Annotated in this window: 17 protein-coding genes; 10 read left to right on the top strand and 7 right to left on the bottom strand. The window is 65.3% G+C overall.

Going from position 1 to position 18,039, the window contains the following annotated elements:
- Positions 1 to 113 precede the first annotated feature (113 nt).
- The 4 genes from ACVOLO_RS17510 to ACVOLO_RS17495 all read right to left on the bottom strand — a co-directional run bounded on the left by ACVOLO_RS17510 (position 114) and on the right by ACVOLO_RS17495 (position 2,315).
- Positions 114 to 623, bottom strand: coding sequence for a flavodoxin family protein (locus ACVOLO_RS17510; protein WP_481571599.1), 510 nt, complete (start codon positions 621 to 623; stop codon positions 114 to 116).
- A 3-nt stretch (positions 624 to 626) separates the two neighbouring features.
- On the bottom strand, positions 627 to 1,277 hold the full coding sequence (msrA, locus tag ACVOLO_RS17505; RefSeq protein ID WP_481571603.1) for a peptide-methionine (S)-S-oxide reductase MsrA: 651 nt from the start codon (positions 1,275 to 1,277) through the stop codon (positions 627 to 629).
- Between the two features lie 86 nt (positions 1,278 to 1,363).
- Positions 1,364 to 1,630: a putative signal transducing protein gene (locus ACVOLO_RS17500; RefSeq protein ID WP_481571598.1), complete on the bottom strand. Its 267-nt coding sequence runs from the start codon at positions 1,628 to 1,630 to the stop codon at positions 1,364 to 1,366.
- Between the two features lie 16 nt (positions 1,631 to 1,646).
- Positions 1,647 to 2,315, bottom strand: coding sequence for a glutathione S-transferase family protein (locus ACVOLO_RS17495; RefSeq protein WP_481571597.1), 669 nt, complete (start codon positions 2,313 to 2,315; stop codon positions 1,647 to 1,649).
- Between the two features lie 100 nt (positions 2,316 to 2,415).
- On the opposite strand from ACVOLO_RS17495, the gene ACVOLO_RS17490 reads away from it, so the two are divergent.
- Positions 2,416 to 4,164, top strand: coding sequence for a glutamine--tRNA ligase/YqeY domain fusion protein (locus tag ACVOLO_RS17490; protein ID WP_481571596.1), 1,749 nt, complete (start codon positions 2,416 to 2,418; stop codon positions 4,162 to 4,164).
- A 107-nt stretch (positions 4,165 to 4,271) separates the two neighbouring features.
- Here ACVOLO_RS17490 and ACVOLO_RS17485 read toward each other — a convergent pair whose 3' ends face one another.
- Genes ACVOLO_RS17485 through ACVOLO_RS17475 form a run of 3 tightly spaced genes read right to left on the bottom strand, consistent with a single transcriptional unit; the run spans position 4,272 to position 7,385 of the window.
- Positions 4,272 to 5,327: an ABC transporter substrate-binding protein gene (locus tag ACVOLO_RS17485; protein WP_481571595.1), complete on the bottom strand. Its 1,056-nt coding sequence runs from the start codon at positions 5,325 to 5,327 to the stop codon at positions 4,272 to 4,274.
- Complete coding sequence (locus ACVOLO_RS17480) at positions 5,324 to 6,709, bottom strand: sensor histidine kinase N-terminal domain-containing protein (protein WP_481571594.1); 1,386 nt, start codon at positions 6,707 to 6,709, stop codon at positions 5,324 to 5,326. Before ACVOLO_RS17480 ends, ACVOLO_RS17485 begins: the two co-directional genes overlap by 4 nt.
- Positions 6,696 to 7,385 (bottom strand): response regulator, encoded by a 690-nt coding sequence (locus ACVOLO_RS17475; RefSeq protein ID WP_481571593.1) that lies wholly within the window; start codon positions 7,383 to 7,385, stop codon positions 6,696 to 6,698. Before ACVOLO_RS17475 ends, ACVOLO_RS17480 begins: the two co-directional genes overlap by 14 nt.
- Before the next feature lie 231 nt (positions 7,386 to 7,616).
- Here ACVOLO_RS17475 and ACVOLO_RS17470 point away from each other — a divergent pair, with 231 nt between their 5' ends.
- The 9 genes from ACVOLO_RS17470 (at position 7,617) to ACVOLO_RS17430 (ending at position 17,974) form a co-directional block, all read left to right on the top strand.
- Positions 7,617 to 8,744, top strand: a complete 1,128-nt coding sequence (locus ACVOLO_RS17470; RefSeq protein WP_481571602.1) for an OprO/OprP family phosphate-selective porin — start codon at positions 7,617 to 7,619, stop codon at positions 8,742 to 8,744.
- 42 nt (positions 8,745 to 8,786) lie between these two features.
- Positions 8,787 to 10,115, top strand: a complete 1,329-nt coding sequence (locus ACVOLO_RS17465; RefSeq protein WP_481571601.1) for a CitMHS family transporter — start codon at positions 8,787 to 8,789, stop codon at positions 10,113 to 10,115.
- Positions 10,116 to 10,143: 28 nt separating this feature from the next.
- Positions 10,144 to 10,884, top strand: coding sequence for an acetoacetyl-CoA reductase (phbB, locus tag ACVOLO_RS17460; RefSeq protein ID WP_481571592.1), 741 nt, complete (start codon positions 10,144 to 10,146; stop codon positions 10,882 to 10,884).
- A gap of 180 nt (positions 10,885 to 11,064) precedes the next feature.
- Positions 11,065 to 13,374 carry a TonB-dependent receptor gene (locus tag ACVOLO_RS17455; RefSeq protein WP_481571591.1) on the top strand — a complete coding sequence of 770 codons (2,310 nt, stop codon included), beginning with the start codon at positions 11,065 to 11,067 and terminating at the stop codon, positions 13,372 to 13,374.
- A 251-nt stretch (positions 13,375 to 13,625) separates the two neighbouring features.
- Positions 13,626 to 14,186 (top strand): nucleoside deaminase, encoded by a 561-nt coding sequence (locus ACVOLO_RS17450; RefSeq protein WP_481571590.1) that lies wholly within the window; start codon positions 13,626 to 13,628, stop codon positions 14,184 to 14,186.
- Between the two features lie 138 nt (positions 14,187 to 14,324).
- On the top strand, positions 14,325 to 15,380 hold the full coding sequence (gene rlmM / locus ACVOLO_RS17445; protein ID WP_481571589.1) for a 23S rRNA (cytidine(2498)-2'-O)-methyltransferase RlmM: 1,056 nt from the start codon (positions 14,325 to 14,327) through the stop codon (positions 15,378 to 15,380).
- Between the two features lie 394 nt (positions 15,381 to 15,774).
- On the top strand, positions 15,775 to 16,680 hold the full coding sequence (locus ACVOLO_RS17440; protein ID WP_481571600.1) for an SMP-30/gluconolactonase/LRE family protein: 906 nt from the start codon (positions 15,775 to 15,777) through the stop codon (positions 16,678 to 16,680).
- A 66-nt stretch (positions 16,681 to 16,746) separates the two neighbouring features.
- Positions 16,747 to 17,469 carry a hypothetical protein gene (locus ACVOLO_RS17435; protein WP_481571588.1) on the top strand — a complete coding sequence of 241 codons (723 nt, stop codon included), beginning with the start codon at positions 16,747 to 16,749 and terminating at the stop codon, positions 17,467 to 17,469.
- A gap of 97 nt (positions 17,470 to 17,566) precedes the next feature.
- The gene (locus ACVOLO_RS17430; protein ID WP_481571587.1) at positions 17,567 to 17,974 is read left to right on the top strand and encodes an EF-hand domain-containing protein; all 408 of its coding nucleotides are present in this window, start codon (positions 17,567 to 17,569) and stop codon (positions 17,972 to 17,974) included.
- The last annotated feature ends 65 nt before the right edge of the window (positions 17,975 to 18,039 follow it).

Here is an 18,039-nt window from a genome sequence, read left to right as displayed (position 1 = left end):
TCCGCGCCCCGGCCCTTGCGCCGGCGCAAGGGCGCTCGAGTGAGCGCGAACCAGTGGTTCGCAAGCGCTCCCTCTCCCCCCGCAACGGGAGAGGGGCTTAAGCCGAAGCAAAATCAAAAAACGCCCAGCTCCAGCCCTGCTGCCAACAGCGCGCCCAGCTCGCGGCCTCGCGCCAACGCTGCTTCCGGCAGCTTTTTCTCAGCAACAATCGCCTCCGCCGTCTGTGCCTGCGTACACACCAGCAGCGGCTCGGCCACTTCGCGCATGCGTAGACCCCGCGCAATCCGCTGCAGCTGTGCAATGGTCGGATGACCGTCCGAACCCGCACTCACCATCAACGCATACGGCTTGCCTTCGCAGCGCCCCAGCAAGGGGTAATAGCTGCGGTCAAAGAAATCCTTCATCGCGCCGCTGATCGAGGCCAGGGTTTCCGGCGTGGCAAACACCACCGCATCTGCCGCCAGCACGTCGTCCGCGCCCGCATCCGCGGCGTGGAGCACGCTCACCTGCACCGCCTCGCCCCCCGCTTCACGCGCCGATGCCGCCAATGCCTCGGCCATCGCGCGGGTGGCGCCGGTAAAGCTGTGCCACACCACCAGCAATCGTCGTGGTGTGGCACTCATCTCTCAGACATCCAGGCCGATCGGGCAGCTCACGCCAGTGCCGCCGATGCCACAGTAACCGTTGGGGTTCTTGGCCAGGTATTGCTGGTGGTAGTCCTCGGCGTAGTAGAACGGCGGCGCCGGAAAGACGATTTCCGTGGTGATGTCGCCGTAACCCGCCGCGTGCAGTTGCTGCTGATAGGCGTCACGGCTGGCGATTGCCGCGTCGTACTGTTCCTGCGTATGGCAGTAGATGGCCGAGCGGTATTGCGTGCCGGTGTCATTGCCCTGGCGCATGCCCTGCGTTGGATCGTGGCTTTCCCAGAACGTGCGCAACACCGTGCCCAGGCTGATCTGTGCCGGATCAAACACCACACGCACCACTTCGGTGTGGCCGGTGAGCCCCGAACAGGCTTCCTCATAGTTTGGATTGGGCGTGACCCCGCCCTGGTAGCCCACCGCCGTGGTGACCACGCCAGGCAGCTGCCAGAACTTGCGCTCGGCGCCCCAGAAGCAACCCAGGCCCACGTCCAGCACCTGCAGGCCGGTGAAATCACCGCGCAGCGGCTGGCCGTTGACGAAATGCACGTTGTGCAGCGGCAACGGTGTATCGCGCCCCGGCAAGGCTTCTTCCGGGCGTGGCAGGCGCTGCTTGAACGCGCCGATACCCAACAACCCCTGGCCGATTCCCAACATGGTCAATTCCTCACAGTACGTGTGTGCCGCTGCCTGCCCCGGCGCCAAACGGTGGGGACAGACGTTCAGGCCGGTAGAAACTCCGGCGCTTCGTCACCATCGGAAATGGGGTCGGCCGGGCCCGCGTCCAAGTCCAGGCTGGCAACGACATCATCGGCCTGCGGCTTGGCGCTGTCCGGCACGCACACCCGCAGCAGGCCGAACAACGGCAACTCGCCGCCGGCGCCCAGCAGCGATTCGCCAAACACGAAGGCCGGAATGCCGGCATCTTCCAATGCGTGCTTCACCAGATGGGCATCGAACAGGTTGTTTGTCTGGTAGACCAGTTGCATGGGTTCTCCCGGGTTTTCAGAGCGGCCGCGTCAGTATGTCGGTGGCCGCGACATGCTCGGTTTCACGCGCCCCGGCCTGCCGCCATTCACGCAGCGCCGGCAGCGCCAGCAAGGTCTGCTGGTACTGCGCGGCCTCGCGGTCATCAAGCACCACGCCATAGCCGTCAAAACGCACCGCAACCGGCGCGAACATGGCATCGACAATGCCGAAATCGCCCAACAGGAATGGACCATTGCCGGTGGCGCGCCGCAGTTGGGCCCACAGCGCCTGGATGCGGTCGATATCGCGCTGCGCGGCCGCGTCCCAGCGGTAGCCATCCGGCTGCCGGCGGCTGTTCATCGGCAGCTGACTGCGCAGGGCAACGAAGCCCGAATGCATTTCCGCCGTGGCCGAGCGGGCCAGTGCGCGCTGCCGCAGGTCCGCCGGCCAGCCGCGGCCATCGAGCCAGCGCTCGTTGACGTACTCGCAGATGGCCAGGGAATCCCACACCTGCAGATCGCCGTCGCGCAGCGCGGGCACCTTGCCGCTGGGCGAGTGTTTACCGATTTCGGCCACGAATTCCGGGGTATCCAGCGCCAGCCGCAGCTCGTCGAAGGCCACGCCAAAGTGCCGCAGCAGCAGCCAGGGCCGCAGCGACCAGGAGGAATAATTCTTGTTGCCGATCACCAGCAGGGGACGGTTCATGGGCGCGGGCGCGTTGGGGGAGCCCCAGCATAGGCCCTTCGACGGCAGGCAGGGCCCAGCTCGGCTAAACTTGCCGATCACCCAGAAACGCCGTGCCCCCATGTCCGAGAACACGCCTGCCGCCGACACCTCCCCGGAGACCACCCCCGAGAAGCGTGACTTCATCCGCCAGATCGTCCGCGAGGACCTGGCCAGCGGCAAGCACACGGCCATCAAGACCCGCTTCCCGCCCGAACCCAATGGCTACCTGCACATCGGCCATGCCAAGTCGATCTGCCTGAACTTCGGCATCGCCGGCGAGTTCAGCGGCGTGTGCAACCTGCGCTTTGATGACACCAACCCGGCCAAGGAAGACCCCGAGTACGTCAACGCCATCCAGGACGACGTGCGCTGGCTGGGCTTTGAGTGGAACGAGCTGCGCCATGCCTCGGACTATTTCGATGCCTATTACCTGGCCGCGCAGAAGCTGATCCGCGACGGCAAGGCCTATGTCTGCGACCTGTCGGCCGAGGAAGTGCGCGCCTACCGCGGCACCCTGACCGAACCAGGCCGCCCGTCGCCGTACCGCGAGCGCAGCGTCGAGGAGAACCTGGACCTGTTCGCGCGGATGCGTGCCGGCGAGTTCCCCGACGGTGCCCGCACCCTGCGCGCCAAGATCGACATGGCCAGCGGCAACATCAACATGCGTGACCCGGCGATCTACCGCATCAAGCACGTCGAGCACCAGAACACCGGCAATGCCTGGCCGATCTACCCGATGTACGACTTCGCACACGCGCTGGGCGATTCGCTGGAAGGCATCACCCATTCGCTGTGCACGCTGGAGTTTGAAGACCACCGCCCGCTGTACGACTGGTGCGTGGACAACGTGGACTACGCCCACGACAACGCGCTGACCCAGCCGCTGGTCGACAAGGGCCTGCCGCGTGAAGCCGCCAAGCCGCGCCAGATCGAGTTCTCGCGCTTGAACATCAACTACACGGTGATGAGCAAGCGCAAGCTGATGGCGCTGGTCACCGAGCAGTTGGTCGATGGCTGGGACGACCCGCGCATGCCGACCCTGCAGGGCCTGCGTCGCCGCGGTTACACCCCGGCGGCGATGCGTCTGTTCGCCGAGCGCGTGGGTATCTCCAAGCAGAACTCGCTGATCGATTTCAGCGTGCTGGAAGGCGCGCTGCGCGAGGATCTGGACAGCGCCGCGGCACGCCGCATGGCGGTGATCGATCCGCTCAAGCTGGTGCTGAGCAACCTGCCCGAAGGCCACGAAGAAACCCTGACCTTCAGCAACCACCCGAAGGACGAGAGCTTCGGCACCCGCGAAGTGCCGTTCGCCCGCGAGCTGTGGATCGAGCGCGAGGACTTTGCCGAAGTGCCGCCCAAGGGTTGGAAGCGCCTGGTGCCGGGCGGCGAAGTGCGCCTGCGTGGCGCCGGCATTGCCCGCGTCGATGAAGTGATCAAGAACGACGCCGGCGAGATCGTCGAGCTGCGCGGCTGGCTGGACCCGGAATCGCGCCCGGGCATGGAAGGCGCCAACCGCAAGATCAAGGGCACCATCCACTGGGTCAGCGCCCAGCACGCGGTGGAAGCCGAAGTGCGCCTGTACGACCGTCTGTTCTCGGTCGCCAACCCGGACGACGAATCCGAAGGCAAGACCTACCGCGATTACCTGAACCCGGAATCGCGCAAGGTCGTCACCGGCTATGTCGAGCCGTCCGCCGCGCTGGCGGCACCGGAGCAGAGCTTCCAGTTCGAGCGCACCGGCTATTTCGTTGCCGACCGCCGCGACCACACGGCCGCCAAGCCGGTGTTCAACCGCAGCGTGACCCTGCGCGATACCTGGACTGCGTAAATCCGCCCGCGTAATGCCGAGCCACGCTCGGCATGCGCCTTGCTGATCGGGCCGAACCATAGGCTGGGATGTTGATTCCAGCCTGCGGATCGCATGCAGACCGGGAGCTACTTCCTGCCCGGCTCCACCACGCTGCTGCGCCATACCTCCAGAAACTGGCGCCGCTTCAGTGCGTCCAGATACACCAACAAGCCCGGGCCCAGTTGGATCGGGCGCAGGTTGCGCGCCGGGTCGCTGTCGCGACCATCACCGCGGATGATCGGCATCAGCCGTGCTTCACGCGACAACACCTGCTGGCCGCGCGGTGACAGCAGGTAATCCAGAAACTGCCTTGCCTGGTCCGGATGCGCGCTGGTACGCGGAATCACCGCCGTGCGCAGTACCACCAATGTGTAGTCCTCCGGCTCGATGATGCCCAGCGGGGCCCCGGCATCGATGCGCGCCTGCGCGTACGAACCCAGCACGTTGTAGACCAGCGACAATTCGCCCTTGCTGACCTTGTCCAGCAGCACGCCGGTCCGTTCCTCGCGCAGCACGCCGTTGTCACCCAGCGCGCCCAGCAGGGCGCCGGCAATGCTGCCGCGCTGCGCGTCCTGCGTGGCCAGCAGGTAACCCACGCTGCTGCGCTCGATGTCGTAGGTGCCCACCTTGCCGCGCAACGGTGCGCCTTCGGCGCGCAACAGGTCCAGCAGTTGCCGGCGCGTATGCGGCACCTTGGCCGCCGGCAATGCGCGGGTGTTGTAGACCATCGCCACCGGCTCGTAGCTGATGCCAAACGCCTCGTTGCGCCACTTCGCCCAGGCCGGCACCGCCTCGGTCTGCGGCGAGCGGTGTGGCAAGGCATGGCCATCGTTGACCAGCTTGGTCTGCAGGTCCATGCCGCTGGAGATCAACAGGTCCGGCGAGGTCGAGGACTGCCGATCGCGCAGGTAACGGGCATACAAATCCTGGGTGATGATGTCCTCATACACCACCTCGGTGCCCGGATGCAGGCGCTGGTAGTCAGCGATCACCACGGCAAACACTTCGATGTCGGTAGTGCCGTGGATGCGCAGTTGTCCGCTGGCTTCACCCTTTGCCGGAAAGCGCTGCACATCGCCCGGCGCCGCACCGGCCTGCATGGCGAACATCGCAACCAGAACCCCCGCGAACCAGTGCTTCATGCAGCCCTCCGGGGCAGGCGAATGGTGGCCACCAGGCCGCCTTGCGGGCGATTGGCCAGGTCGATGCTGCCGCCGTGGCTGTCGACCACACGCTTGACGATGGCCAGCCCCAGGCCTGCACCGCCAGCCGCTGCGTTTTCGCCACGACCAAAGCGCTCGAACACGCGTTCGGCATCGGCGGCGGTGATGCCCGGGCCGTGATCGGCGATGGTCAGCACCGCATGGTGTTCATCAACGGTCAGCGCAATCTGCAGTGCGCCGTCGCCGCCATATTTGAGTGCGTTGTCGACCAGGTTCTTGATGGCCTCACGCAGCAACAGCGCGTCGCCATTGACCTGGACAATGGCGTTGGTCATCGCCAGCTGCACGCGCGGCGCGGGCCCGGCCTGCGGCAAGGCTTCATGCAGGGCCTGGTGCACGGTTTCGGCCAGATCGACCGGCTGGAAACGCTGCAAATGCGAGCGATGGATGACACTGGCGTCACTGAGCAACTGGTTGAGCAGGCGGCTCATATGCGTGGCATTGCGCTCGATGGCCTGCAGGCTGCGACGCATGTCCTGCGGGTCTTCATCGTCCAGCGCCAACTGTGCCTGCGCACGCAGCGCCGCCAATGGCGTGCGCATCTGGTGCGCGGCCTCGGCCATGAACGCGCGCAGGGTTTCATTGCTGCTGGACAGGCGCTCCATGAAGCGGTTCAACGCCGCCACCATCTGGTCCATTTCGCGCGGCACGCGTGCATCCAGCGGCTTGAGATCGGAGGGTTCGCGGCGCGACAACTCGCGCTCCACCCGCACCAGCGGCCGGAACACGCGGTGTACCGCAAAGGCCACCAAGGGCAGCAACAAGCACGACAGCACGCCGATGGCCAACAGCGCGCGGTTCACCATATCCTGCGCCAACACCGCGCGGGCGCGGCGCGTCTGCCCCACCTGCACCTGCACTTCGCCCTGCGCCGATGCGGCGGCAAAGCTGCGCGTCACCACCACAAAGCGAACCCGCTCGCCGCTGTACGCCGCGTCGAACAACTGCGCGCGCGTTCCCGGCTTGCGCGGTGGCGCGGGCAGATCGCCATAGCCGGTGATCAGGCGCCCCTGGTTGTCGGCAACGCGATAGAACACCCGGTCTTCCTCGGCCATCGACAGCAGGTCCAGCGCGGCATACGGCAGGTCCACCTGCCACTGGCCTTCAACCAGCGCCACCGAATCGGCAATGGACAATGCCGAGGACACCAGCAGGTGATCGAACGAACGGTTGGCGGCACGCTGGCCGTAGTCGCGTGCGGCAAACAACAGGGCCACCGCGAACACCGCCAGCAACACGCCCAGGTACAGCATCAAGGTGCGCCGCAGTGACACCGGCGCGGGGGCTTCAGTCCGTTCCATCTGCGGCACCGTCGCTGGCCTCCAGCATGTAGCCCACACCGCGCACGGTGGTGATGCGCAGCGGTGCGCCGATCAGTTTTTTTCGCAGGCGGCCAACGTACAGCTCGATGGCATTGGGACCGGCTTCATCATCAAAGCCGAACAGGCCGTTGCCGATTTCATCCTTGCCAACCACCTGCCCCAGCCGGCCGACCAGGATTTCCAGCAGGCGGAACTCGCGATTGGGCAGCTCGATCTGCTCGCCATCCAGGCTGACACGATGCGCCGCATTGTCGAACTGGAACCCGCCCACCTGCACCACGCCACTTGCCTGCCCGCGCGTACGCCGCAGCAGCACCCGGCAGCGCGCCTCGAACTCGCGGAAATCAAAGGGCTTGCCAAGGTAATCGTCGGCGCCGACATCCAGCGCCTGCACGCGGTCTTCAATGCCATCGCGTGCGGTGAGCATCAACACCGGCGTGCTGTCGCCACGCTCGCGCATGCCGGACAGCACGCGCAGGCCGTCGAGCTTTGGCAGACCGATATCCAGCACTACCAGATCGAAACGTTGATAGCGCAGCACGCTGGCGGCGGCCAGGCCATCGGCCTGCCAATCCACCGCATGCCCACTGCGGCGCATGCGACGGATGATCGCATCGGCCAGGTCCGGGTTGTCTTCGACCAGCAGCAGGCGCATGGGGCAAGGCAGGCGTGGGGAGCGGGAATGCTAACGCGCAGGCGTCCTTCGCGGCCAAGTCCGTCCGCATTTGATGCGGCGCACAAATCACTGACAGGCGGATGACAGCTTGCCGCGGCCAGACTGCGCCCCACGCACCAGCCGGTGCCTCGTCCAAGCGCCCAGGCGCACCACGGAGGGTTTGTGAGCAACCACATCACATGCTGGCGCACCGGCGCTGCACTGACATTGATGGCACTGGCCGCACCGGCATTGGCAAGCGACGGAGACCGCCCGGTCACGGCAACCATTGGCGGCCGCCTGCACCTGGATTTTGCCAGCTTCGACAACGACAACCGCGGTACCCCGAACAAGGACGACACCGAAGTACGCCGTGCCTGGCTGGATGTCTCGGGCAAGTTCTTCGCCGTGGACTACAAGCTGGAGGCCGATTTTTCCGGTGACCGCGTCGAGGCCAAGGACGTTTTCGTCAGCCGCAGCTTCGGCGGCGCCGGCAAGCTCACCGTGGGCCAGTTCAAGCAGTACTTCTCCCTGGACGACCGCACCGGCTCCAACTACGGCAGCTTCCTGGAGCGCGGCAGCGCCGGCACCACCTTGGCACCGCTGTACCGCCTGGGCGCGTCGTGGCAGGCCAATCCGGGCGATTTCACCTGGGCCGCCAGCGTTTACAGCCTGGAAAGCATTGATGCCTGGCAGGTGAAGGGCCACGCTGCCGGTGGCCGTGTCACCTGGGCACCCAGCCCTGCCGCCGGTGATGTGCTGCATCTGGGCGTGTCGCTGGCACGCGAGGCCTATGACAACCCCGGCGCCAATGGTGTGCCGGCGCTGCGCATCCGGCCACGCCCGGCCGGTCATCTGTCCGACGAAAGCCGCCTGACCCTGATCAACTTCGCCGACGGCCGCGACACCGACGTCAACAAGTGGTCGCTGGAATACGCGCAGGTGCGTGGCCCGCTGTCCTGGCAAGGCGAGTTCAGTGGCGCGACGTTCGACGATGGCGCACAACGCGGTGACGTGATGGCCGCCTACGGCATGGTCAGTTGGTTCGTCACCGGCGAGTCGCGCAGCTACGACCGCAAAACCGGCCGCTTCGCCCGCATCAAGGACATCCGCCACAAGGCCGGCGCGTTCGAGCTGGCACTGCGCTATGACCAGATGCGTGGCGCGCAACACCTCGACGGCCAACCCGACCTGCGCCGCGCCAGCACCGAGTCCTGGACGCTGGCAGGCAACTGGTACCTGCGCGACAACCTGCGCTTGATGCTCGACCTGATCGAGAGCCGCAACCGCGATCGCCTGGCCGACACCACGCTGGACCGCACCCGCGCGGTCACCGGCCGCCTGCAGTTCGATTTCTAAGCCCTTCCTCCCCGTCCCATTCCCACAAGGAGTCTGCAGATGATGCTGACCATCCTCGGCTTCGGCATGGTGCTCACGTTCATGTATCTCATCATGAGCAAGCGCCTTTCACCGCTGGTTGCCCTGATCACCGTCCCCATCGTTTTCGCGCTGATCGGCGGCTTCGGCGCCGGGCTGGATGAAATGATGCTGGACGGCATCAAGAAGATCGCGCCGACCGGCGTGATGTTGATGTTCGCCATCCTCTACTTCGGCGTCATGATCGACGCCGGCCTGTTCGACCCGCTGGTGCGCATCATCCTGCGCATGGTCAAGGGCGACCCGATGAAGATCGTGATGGGCACCGCCGTGCTGGCGATGCTGATCTCGCTCGATGGCGACGGCTCGACCACCTACATGATCACCGTCTCGGCGATGCTGCCGTTGTACCGGCGGCTGGGCATGAACGCCTTGAACATGACCTGCGTGACCATCCTCGCCGGTGGCGTGATGAACCTCACCCCGTGGGGCGGCCCCACCGCGCGCGCGGCCACCGCGCTGCATGTGGACCCGGCCGATGTGTTCGTGCCGCTGATTCCGGCCATGGTGCTGGCCTGCGCCGGCATCCTGCTGCTGGCCTGGTACCTGGGCATGAAGGAACGCCGCCGCCTGGGTGTGCTGACGCTGCCGCAGGGCGGTTCCTGGATGGACACCAGCGTCTCCGACGACGGCGATGCGCTGCCCACCGTGGAAGATGCCGAGGACACCAAGCGGCCCAAACTGCTGTGGGTGAACCTGGTGTTGACGCTGGCCCTGATGGCAGCGCTGGTGGTCGGCCTGCTGCCGATGCCGGTGCTGTTCATGGTTGGCTTCGCCATTGCGCTGGTCATCAACTACCCGAACCTGGCCGAGCAGCGTCGCCGCGTGGTCAATCACGCAGGCAATGTGTTGTCGGTGGTGTCGCTGATTTTCGCGGCGGGCATCTTCACCGGCATCCTGTCCAACACCGGCATGGTTGAGGCGATGTCACGCGGCTTCCTGTCGGTGATTCCGGATGCATGGGGCCCGTACCTGGCAGTGATCACCGCCATCGCCTCGATGCCGTTCACCTTCTTCATGTCCAACGACGCGTTCTATTTCGGCGTGCTGCCCATCCTGTCCGAAGCCGCTGGCCATTACGGCATCACCCCGGTGGAAATGGCGCGCGCTTCATTGGCCGGCCAGCCGGTGCATCTGCTCAGCCCACTGGTGCCCTCCACCTATCTGCTGGTGGGCCTGGCCAAGGTGGATTTCGCCGACCACCAGAAGTTCACTCTGAAGTGGGCCGTGGCGATCTCGCTGTTGTTGATGGTCGGCAGCCTGCTGTGTGCCCTGTATCCGTTGGCCGCGTGAGCGGCCCAGCCCTGAACCGGAGCCTCGCATGACTCTTCGCATTGCATACGTCACCAGCGGCATGGGCAGTGTTGGCACTGCCATCTGCCAGTCACTGGCACGCAGCGGCCACACCGTGGTTGCCGGCTGTGCGCCCAACTCGCCACGCAAGGCCAACTGGCTGCGTGAACAGCGCGAGCTCGGCTTTGATTTCATCGCCTCCGAAGGCAACGCCACCGACTGGAATTCCACCAGCGCCGCCTTCGCCAAGGTACGCGCTGAAGTAGGCGAAGTGGATGTGCTGGTCAACAACTCCGGGGGCAGCCGCGACATGCTGTTCCGGCAGATGACCGTGGAAGACTGGAACGCTGTCATCGCTTCCAATCTCAACGCCTTGTTCAACCTGACCAAGCAGGTGGTGGACGGCATGGCCAGCCGTGGCTGGGGCCGGGTCATCAACATTGGTTCGGTGAGTGCGCAGAAGGGCCAGATCGGCCAGGTCAACTACGCCACTGCCAAAGCCGCCATGCATGGCTTCAGCCGCGCACTGGCGGCCGAAGTGGCCGCGCGCAATGTCACCGTCAATACGCTTTCACCCGGCTATATCGCCAGCCAGGCGATCAGCAGTTTCCCGCCGGACGTGCTCGACCGGCTTGCCGCCTCCGTGCCGATCCGTCGCCTCGGCAAGCCGGAGGAAGTGGCTGCGTTGTGCGCATGGCTGGCTTCGGATGAAGCGGCTTATGTGACTGGCGCCGACTATGCCGTCAACGGCGGCCTGTACATGGGTTGATTGCCCGCTTTCTTCGTCTCCTCAAGACGGCGCCGCGGTGTTCTGCATCGCGGCTTTTTTTTCGGCTGCCATCGCAACGGACACGCATTCCGGGGCAATCGTAAAAAACCTTTCATGTTGGCTTCGCATAGTGGTTGAGCGCCGGCTGCACCGCGCCCTCCCCCATCGCGACGGATCGACATGCAAACCCGACTGCTTACCCTGGCCGTACTCACTGCGCTCGCCTCTGCGCCATTGCACGCTGCAACACCGGCCGAGGCCGAAGACAGCATCGCCACGACCGCGGCACTTGCGGCAGCCAACGCACAGACACTGGATACGGTTTCGGTGATCGGCCAGGGCGAAACCCGCCAGGTGCAGCGCATCACCAGCGTCGACAAACAGGTGCTGCCGCCGGGCAGCAGCGGCCAGAAGATTCTCGACCGCCTGCCCGGCGTGTCGGTGCAATCCAACGACGCATTCGGCGCCAATGAAGAATCGCAGACCATCAGCCTGCGTGGTTTCGACAAGAGCCGCCTGGGTTACACGCTCGACGGCATCCCGCTGGGCGACAACAGCTACGGCAACTACAACGGCCTGAGCATTTCGCGCGCGCTGATCGCCGAGAACCTCGCGGGCGCAGAGCTGTCGCAGGGCATCGGCTCGCTGGGCGTGGCCTCCACCAGCAACCTGGGCGGCACCATCCAGTACTTCTCCAGCGACCCTTCCAGCGTGTTCGGCGGCCGCGTCGGCATCACCATGGGCGATGACAACCAGCGCCGCGGTTATCTGCGCGTGGATACCGGCGAACACAACGGTTTTGCCGCCTATGTCTCCGGCGTCCATCAGGACGCGGACATGTGGGCCGCACCGTACCAGAACCAGACCAGCCGCCAGTTCAATGCAAAGGCGGTGTGGAACGTGGGTGACAACCGCTTCGGCGCGTTCGTCGCCACCTCGCGCACCAGCCAGGCCAACTACGCGTATCTGTCCAAGAGCATGCTTGAACGCGGACTGGGCTGGGACTGGAACATCTATGCACCAGACTGGGACCGCGCCGTTGCCGCTGCCTACTGCGCACCGGCCACCTACGACGCGCAGCGCTGCGCGTTCAGCGGTGGCGTCAACAGCATCGACGATGCCTATTACCAGAGCCGCGCACTGCGCGATGACAACCTGTACTCGCTGGATGCGGACCTGCGCATCGGTGAACAAGGCCGTTTGAAGCTGCTGGCCTATCACCACGAAAACCGCGGCCAGGGCCACTGGTGGGCACCGGGCCAGCCCTCGCACCCGGGCACCGACAAGATGCTGCCTATCTCCATCCGCAGCAGCAACTACACCATCAACCGCGACGGTCTGACCGCCGCGCTTTCATGGACCCTGGGCATCCACGAACTGGAAGCCGGCCTGTGGTGGGAGCAGAACGATCACCACGTCGAGCGCAATTTCTACTACATCGACGGGCCGTTCCTGGACGACCTCTACCTCAGCAATCCGGATCGCCGCCTGTTCGACCAGGACTTCGACATCCGCACGCGCCAGTTCTACGTGCAGGACCGCATGCGTTTCATGGATGACCGCCTGACCGTGGACGTGGGCATCAAGAGCCCCAACACCCGCATGCGCGCCAAGGCCAAACCCGGCACCGAAGCCCGCTACGCCTCCGGCACGCTGACGGCGAAGGAATCGGTGTTGCCGCAGGCCGGCATCGGTTTCAAGCTCAACCCAAACAACGAGGTGTTTGCGTCCTACTCGGAAAACATTGCCGCCTTCGTCGGCGGCGGCAGCGGCGGCCCGCTGCAGGTCACGCCGGAATCGTTCGCCGCCAGTGCAGGGCTGGAGCCGGAGAAATCAAAATCATTTGAAGCCGGCTTCCGCACCTTCGGCGAAAAATACCAAGCCTCCATCGCCGCCTACGACGTCACCTTCGACAACCGCCTGCTCTCGCTCAACCCCTGCACCAGCATCGAAGTCGGCACGCGTCCGGAATGCATCACCCGCTTCATCAACGTCGGCTCGGTGAAGAGCCGCGGCGCCGAGCTCACCTTCATCCTCAAGCCCATTGACGGGCTGCAGTGGTACAACGCGCTGTCGTGGAACAAGTCCACCTACGAGGACGACTACATTTCCGGCGGCGCGGTGGTGCCGGTGGCCGGCAAGATCACCGTGGACACGCCGCAGCGCATGGCCTCCAGCGAACTGAGCTGGAACCGCGACGGCTGGTTTGCCAGCCTGCGCGGCAAGTACACCGGCAAGCGCTACTACACCTACACCAACGACCAGTCGGTGCCCGGCGTAACCACCTTCGACGCAGGCTTCGGCTACACCTTCGGCCCCGGCCTGGGCCTGCAGGACCTGAAGGTGTCGATGAACGTGACCAACCTGACCAACAAGCGCTACGCCGGCCAGCTCAGCTCGTTCGCCCCCACCGACCCCACCGGCACCCGCTATTCCATCCACGCCAGCGCCCCGCGCCAGACCTTCATCACCCTGAGCGCAGGCTTCTAAGCCCTGAAGCTTCCAAGCCCCTCTCCCTTCACGGGAGAGGGGTTGGGGAGAGGGCGCTTCAGCTTTTACGAGAAATCAGCTCGGACGATGCCAGCAATGGCTCAACCATCGCGCCACCTCCAGCCAATTTCCGCCGCCACCCAAACCGCTTTTCACAGCCACAACAGCTGAACACGCCCCACCGCTCCAGTGAGGCCATCCCCCCAGTCCGCTACACTGGCCGCCGTTTTGTCCAAAGGTCGGTCATCGTCATGCTTCACGCGCAGGTTCATCTCACTCTCCCGGTCTGGATCCACGATGCGGTCGACAGCCAGCACGCGTATACCAGCGACGCGGACAAGGTGGCCCTGGCGATCGAACTGTCGCGGCTGAATGTCGAACACGCCAGCGGCGGCCCGTTCGGTGCGGTGGTGTTCGGCCCGGATCACCGCGTGATCGCCGCTGCGGTGAACCGCGTCGTGCCGCACGCCACCTCGCTGGCGCACGCCGAAAACATGGCCTACATGCTGGCCCAACAGAAGCTCAATACGCCGCGCCTGAACGCGGAGCTGTCGCCGATCACCCTGGCCACCTCCTCGCAGCCGTGCTGCCAGTGCTACGGCGCCACCGTGTGGGCCGGCATCGACCGCCTGCTGATCGGCGCCAGTGCCGCCGACGTGGAAGAGCTCACCCCGTTCGACGAAGGCCCGCTGCCGGCCAACTGGGTCGGCGAGTTGAACAAGCGCGGCATCGAGGTCGTACAGGGCATCCACCGCGACGACGCACGCGCGGTACTGCACAGCTACGGCAAGAACGACGGCGCGCATTACTGATTCTCAAAGCCCCTCTCCCGCTCACGGGAGAAGGGTTGGGGTGAGGGCCCGGGCAACGTCCCTTCTCATCCGTCCCTGTGGCGCAGCGTCTCCTGATTGAGGAAGGACTGCCCCCTCTGCTCGACACCAAGGATTTCCATGACCGGCCTGCTCTGCTACTGCCGCCAAGGCTTTGAACCGGAACTGGCCGGCGAACTGAACGAACGTGCCGGCGCGGCCGGCATCGCCGGCTATGCGCGCACCCAGCGCAATGACGGCTACGTGGTGTTCGTCACTGACGAGGCCGCCGCACTCGACCAGCGCCTGCCCTGGCGTGAACTGATCTTCGCCCGCCAGAAACTGCAGGTGCTGGCCGAACTGCCGCAGCTCGATGCCAGCGACCGCATCACCCCGATCATCGCCGCGCTGGAAGGCCAGCCGCGCTTCGGTGACCTGTGGGTGGAACACCCCGATTCCGATGCCGGCAAACCGCTGGCCGGCCTGGCCCGCAGCTTCGGCAACGCGCTGCGCCCGGCGCTGCGCAAGGCCGGCCTGCTCACTGACAAAGCCAACGCCAAGCTGCCGCGCCTGCACATCGTATTCGTCGATGGCACGCACGCATTCGTGTGCGTGGCCGACACCCGCGACAGTGCGCCCTGGCTGCTCGGCATCCCGCGCCTGAAGCTGTTGCCGGACGCGCCTTCGCGCTCGGCACTGAAGCTGGAAGAAGCGTTGATGACCCTGCTCACTCCGGAAGAGCGCGAAGCGCTGGTGGTGGCCGGCATGCGTGCGGCCGACCTCGGCGCTGCGCCCGGCGGCTGGACCTGGGTGCTCACCCGCCAGCACCTGCGCGTGAGCAGCATCGACAACGGCCCGCTGCGCCAGCACGTGATCGACACCGGGCTGGTGGAACACCTGCGCGCCGATGGCTTCCATTGGCAGCCGGAAACGCCGCTGGACTGGATGGTCTGCGACATGGTCGAACAGCCGCGTCGCGTCGCCGAGCGCATGGCCACCTGGCTGCGCGAAGGCTGGTGCAAGCACGCCATCTTCAACCTCAAGCTGCCGATGAAGAAGCGTTGGGATGAAACCCGTCTGTGCCTGGATCTGTTCGCCGAACAGGCTGGAAAGCCGCTGATCATCCGCGCCAAGCAGCTGTATCACGACCGCGAGGAAATCACGGTCTTTGTGACGCCTCGACCAAAGGGCTCTTGATCAAAGCCCCTCTCCTGCGAAGCGGGAGAGGGGTTGGGGTGAGGGCTGCTTGTGCTTGTGCTTTCAATGCTTGCTTGCCTTTCGCTCTCCGCGACAACAGCAAAGCAAAGCCCCCTCATCCGCCCGCCGGGCACCTTCTCCCGCTTGCGGGAGAAGGGACAAACAGCAAAACCAAAACCAAAACCAAAGCCAAAGCCAAGGCCAAGGCAAAGACCAAGGCAAAGACCAAGGCCCAAGCAAAGACCAAAGCCCAAGCAAAGACCAAAGCAACAGCCCCAGCCCGAACCCGCGCTTTCCCTCCATGGTTGCCCAAGCAACCACACCCTCGTTCCACCGCAACGCTCTGGCACACTCCCGTTTCATCCAAACGGAGGCCGCCGTCATCGCCCGCCAGATCACCCTTGCCCGCATTGCCGCCTCCGCGCTGATCGCCGTTGGCAGCAGCGCATGCGCCGTCGACACCTTCAGCGTCCGTGACCACGTCGCCGATGGCACTTTCACCCAGGGCATCGAAGGCCCGGCCACCGGCCCGGATGGCGCGCTGTATGTGGTCAACATCGGCAAGGACGGCACCATCGGCCGGGTGGATGACAGCGGCAAGGCCGCGCTGTTCGTCACCCTGCCCGATGGCAGCATCGGCAACGGCATCCGCTTCGGCAATGACGGCGCGATGTATGTCGCCGACTATCCGCAGCACAACATCCTGCGCGTTGACCCAGCCACGCGCGCGATCAGCGTGTTCGCACACCTGCCCGATGCGCACCAACCCAACGACATTGCGATGGCCCCGGACGGCACGCTCTATGCCAGCGATCCGGACTGGGCCACGCCGGACAACGGCCAGCTGTGGCGCATCAACCGCGACGGCAGCGCGCACCTGCTCGAACGCGGCATGGGCACCACCAACGGCATCGAGGTCAGCGCCGATGGCCGCCGCCTGTATGTCAATGAAAGCGTGCAGCGCAATGTCTGGGCCTATGACCTGGATGACGCCGGCAATATCTCCAACAAGCGCCTGCTGATCCGCTTCGACGACCACGGCATGGATGGCATGCGCAGTGATGTGGACGGCAACCTCTATATCGCCCGTTACGACGCCGGTGTCGTCGCCGTGGTGTCACCCGCTGGCGAGTTGCTGCGGGAAATTCCGCTCAAAGGCCGCAAGCCGACCAACGTGGCCTTTGGTGGCGCCGATGGCCGGCAGGTATTCGTGACCCTGCAGGATCGCGGCGCGGTGGAGACCTTCCAGGCCGACCGCCCCGGCCGTGAATACGGCCTGCAACACCCCGAAGAACGCTGAGCCGGGCGCCAGTCTCAATCCGTGCCATCGGGATCGTGCATCCTGTGCCTTCATGGGAGGGCACCGATGCACGCAATCGAACTGAAAGACCCGGCCGCATTCGGCAATGAATTCCTGCAGCTGACCTTGCTGCAGGGCTTCCAGTCGCTGACCAAGCGTGACCTGGAGTTGTTGATCTTCGTGCTGCTGGAGCGCGATGGCGCCATCGAACGCAGCGCCTCCAACGCCGCCGTCGCCCTGCAGCTGCGGGTGACGCCGGCCAAGGTCAAGGGCCTGCGCCGCGATGGCTATGCGCGCTGGCGTGCGCTGGTGCCGGAAGAAGGCGACAACGCCCTGCAGCGCATCGTCGCCGCGGCGCTGACCGAAACCAACCTGCGAGCCGGGGTGAAGCACGTCAGCGAGCGCAGCCGCAAGGAAGGCTTCCTCGCCATCCGCATCGAACACCCCGACGATGCGCAGCGCTTCGAGCAGGCCATCCTCGATGTCGGCGCCATTCCGGTATACGAGCGCAACCGCGACGTGGTGGCGGTGCGTTTCGATACCCTGCTGGCCATCGCCGAACGCTGGAACTACCTGCAGCCCGATCCACAGGCCATCACCGATGCCCTGAAAAAGCTCGCCCCCACCTCCGAAGAAGTGGCCGACCTGCTGAAGAAGGACATCGCGCAACTACGCTGGGTTGACGCCAGGCGGGCACTCAACAGCCTGGGTGCCAAAGCCATCAGCTCGACCGCCGAAGGCGGGCTCAAAGGGCTGTTGAAGCTGGTGTTCCCCTTCATTCCGGGCTGAGGCTGCATCTTCATGATGGCCCGGCTACCATCCGGGCTGTCTCCCGCACTGCGCGGATCACCGCAACGCGGCGCTTTGCACTCCGATAGAACCGACCATGACCCTTCCCACACTTCGCCTCGCCCTGCCGTTTGCGCTCACCGCACTGCTGCCTGTTGTCGCCACCGCACAGAGCGTGCAACGGCCCACGCCGGCGGTCAGCTCGCCCCTGCCGGAAACCCCGGTCAGCGTGCGCGAACAGCCACTGGCCACCGGCAACGTCACCCACGCGGTACAGATCCAGACCCCACCGGGACATGCACAGGTGACCGTGCGCTCGGTGCAGGCGGACAGCGTGGTCGGCAATTACCGCATTGATTTCGATGCGCTGGATGTCAACGGCGACGGCTTCATCAGCCGCGAGGAAGCGCAGGCCAACCCGGCACTGGCCGACGAGTTCAACGCCTTGGACACCGCACGTCGCGGCAAATTGTCACGCGAGCAACTGGCTGGTTGGTTGCGCTAAGGCATCACCTGTAGTGCCGAGCCATGCTCGGCTGGGGCATTACCCGTAAAGCCTCTGCCGAGCAT

The organism is Stenotrophomonas sp. STEN056, from assembly GCF_056759635.1.
The sequence above is the reverse complement of the archived record's forward strand: the minus strand, read 5'-3'. Positions and strand labels throughout refer to the sequence as shown.

Bases quoted from the DNA above. Each gene is read 5' to 3' on its own strand.
- ACVOLO_RS17510 (WP_481571599.1), bottom strand. From the start codon at position 623: ATGAGTGCCACACCACGACGATTGCTGGTGGTGTGGCACAGCTTTACC.
- ACVOLO_RS17500 (WP_481571598.1), bottom strand. From the start codon at position 1,630: ATGCAACTGGTCTACCAGACAAACAACCTGTTCGATGCCCATCTGGTG.
- ACVOLO_RS17495 (WP_481571597.1), bottom strand. From the start codon at position 2,315: ATGAACCGTCCCCTGCTGGTGATCGGCAACAAGAATTATTCCTCCTGG.
- ACVOLO_RS17490 (WP_481571596.1), top strand. From the start codon at position 2,416: ATGTCCGAGAACACGCCTGCCGCCGACACCTCCCCGGAGACCACCCCC.
- ACVOLO_RS17485 (WP_481571595.1), bottom strand. From the start codon at position 5,327: ATGAAGCACTGGTTCGCGGGGGTTCTGGTTGCGATGTTCGCCATGCAG.
- ACVOLO_RS17480 (WP_481571594.1), bottom strand. From the start codon at position 6,709: ATGGAACGGACTGAAGCCCCCGCGCCGGTGTCACTGCGGCGCACCTTG.
- ACVOLO_RS17475 (WP_481571593.1), bottom strand. From the start codon at position 7,385: ATGCGCCTGCTGCTGGTCGAAGACAACCCGGACCTGGCCGATGCGATC.
- ACVOLO_RS17470 (WP_481571602.1), top strand. From the start codon at position 7,617: ATGGCACTGGCCGCACCGGCATTGGCAAGCGACGGAGACCGCCCGGTC.
- ACVOLO_RS17465 (WP_481571601.1), top strand. From the start codon at position 8,787: ATGCTGACCATCCTCGGCTTCGGCATGGTGCTCACGTTCATGTATCTC.
- phbB (WP_481571592.1), top strand. From the start codon at position 10,144: ATGACTCTTCGCATTGCATACGTCACCAGCGGCATGGGCAGTGTTGGC.
- ACVOLO_RS17455 (WP_481571591.1), top strand. From the start codon at position 11,065: ATGCAAACCCGACTGCTTACCCTGGCCGTACTCACTGCGCTCGCCTCT.
- ACVOLO_RS17450 (WP_481571590.1), top strand. From the start codon at position 13,626: ATGCTTCACGCGCAGGTTCATCTCACTCTCCCGGTCTGGATCCACGAT.
- rlmM (WP_481571589.1), top strand. From the start codon at position 14,325: ATGACCGGCCTGCTCTGCTACTGCCGCCAAGGCTTTGAACCGGAACTG.
- ACVOLO_RS17435 (WP_481571588.1), top strand. From the start codon at position 16,747: ATGCACGCAATCGAACTGAAAGACCCGGCCGCATTCGGCAATGAATTC.
- ACVOLO_RS17430 (WP_481571587.1), top strand. From the start codon at position 17,567: ATGACCCTTCCCACACTTCGCCTCGCCCTGCCGTTTGCGCTCACCGCA.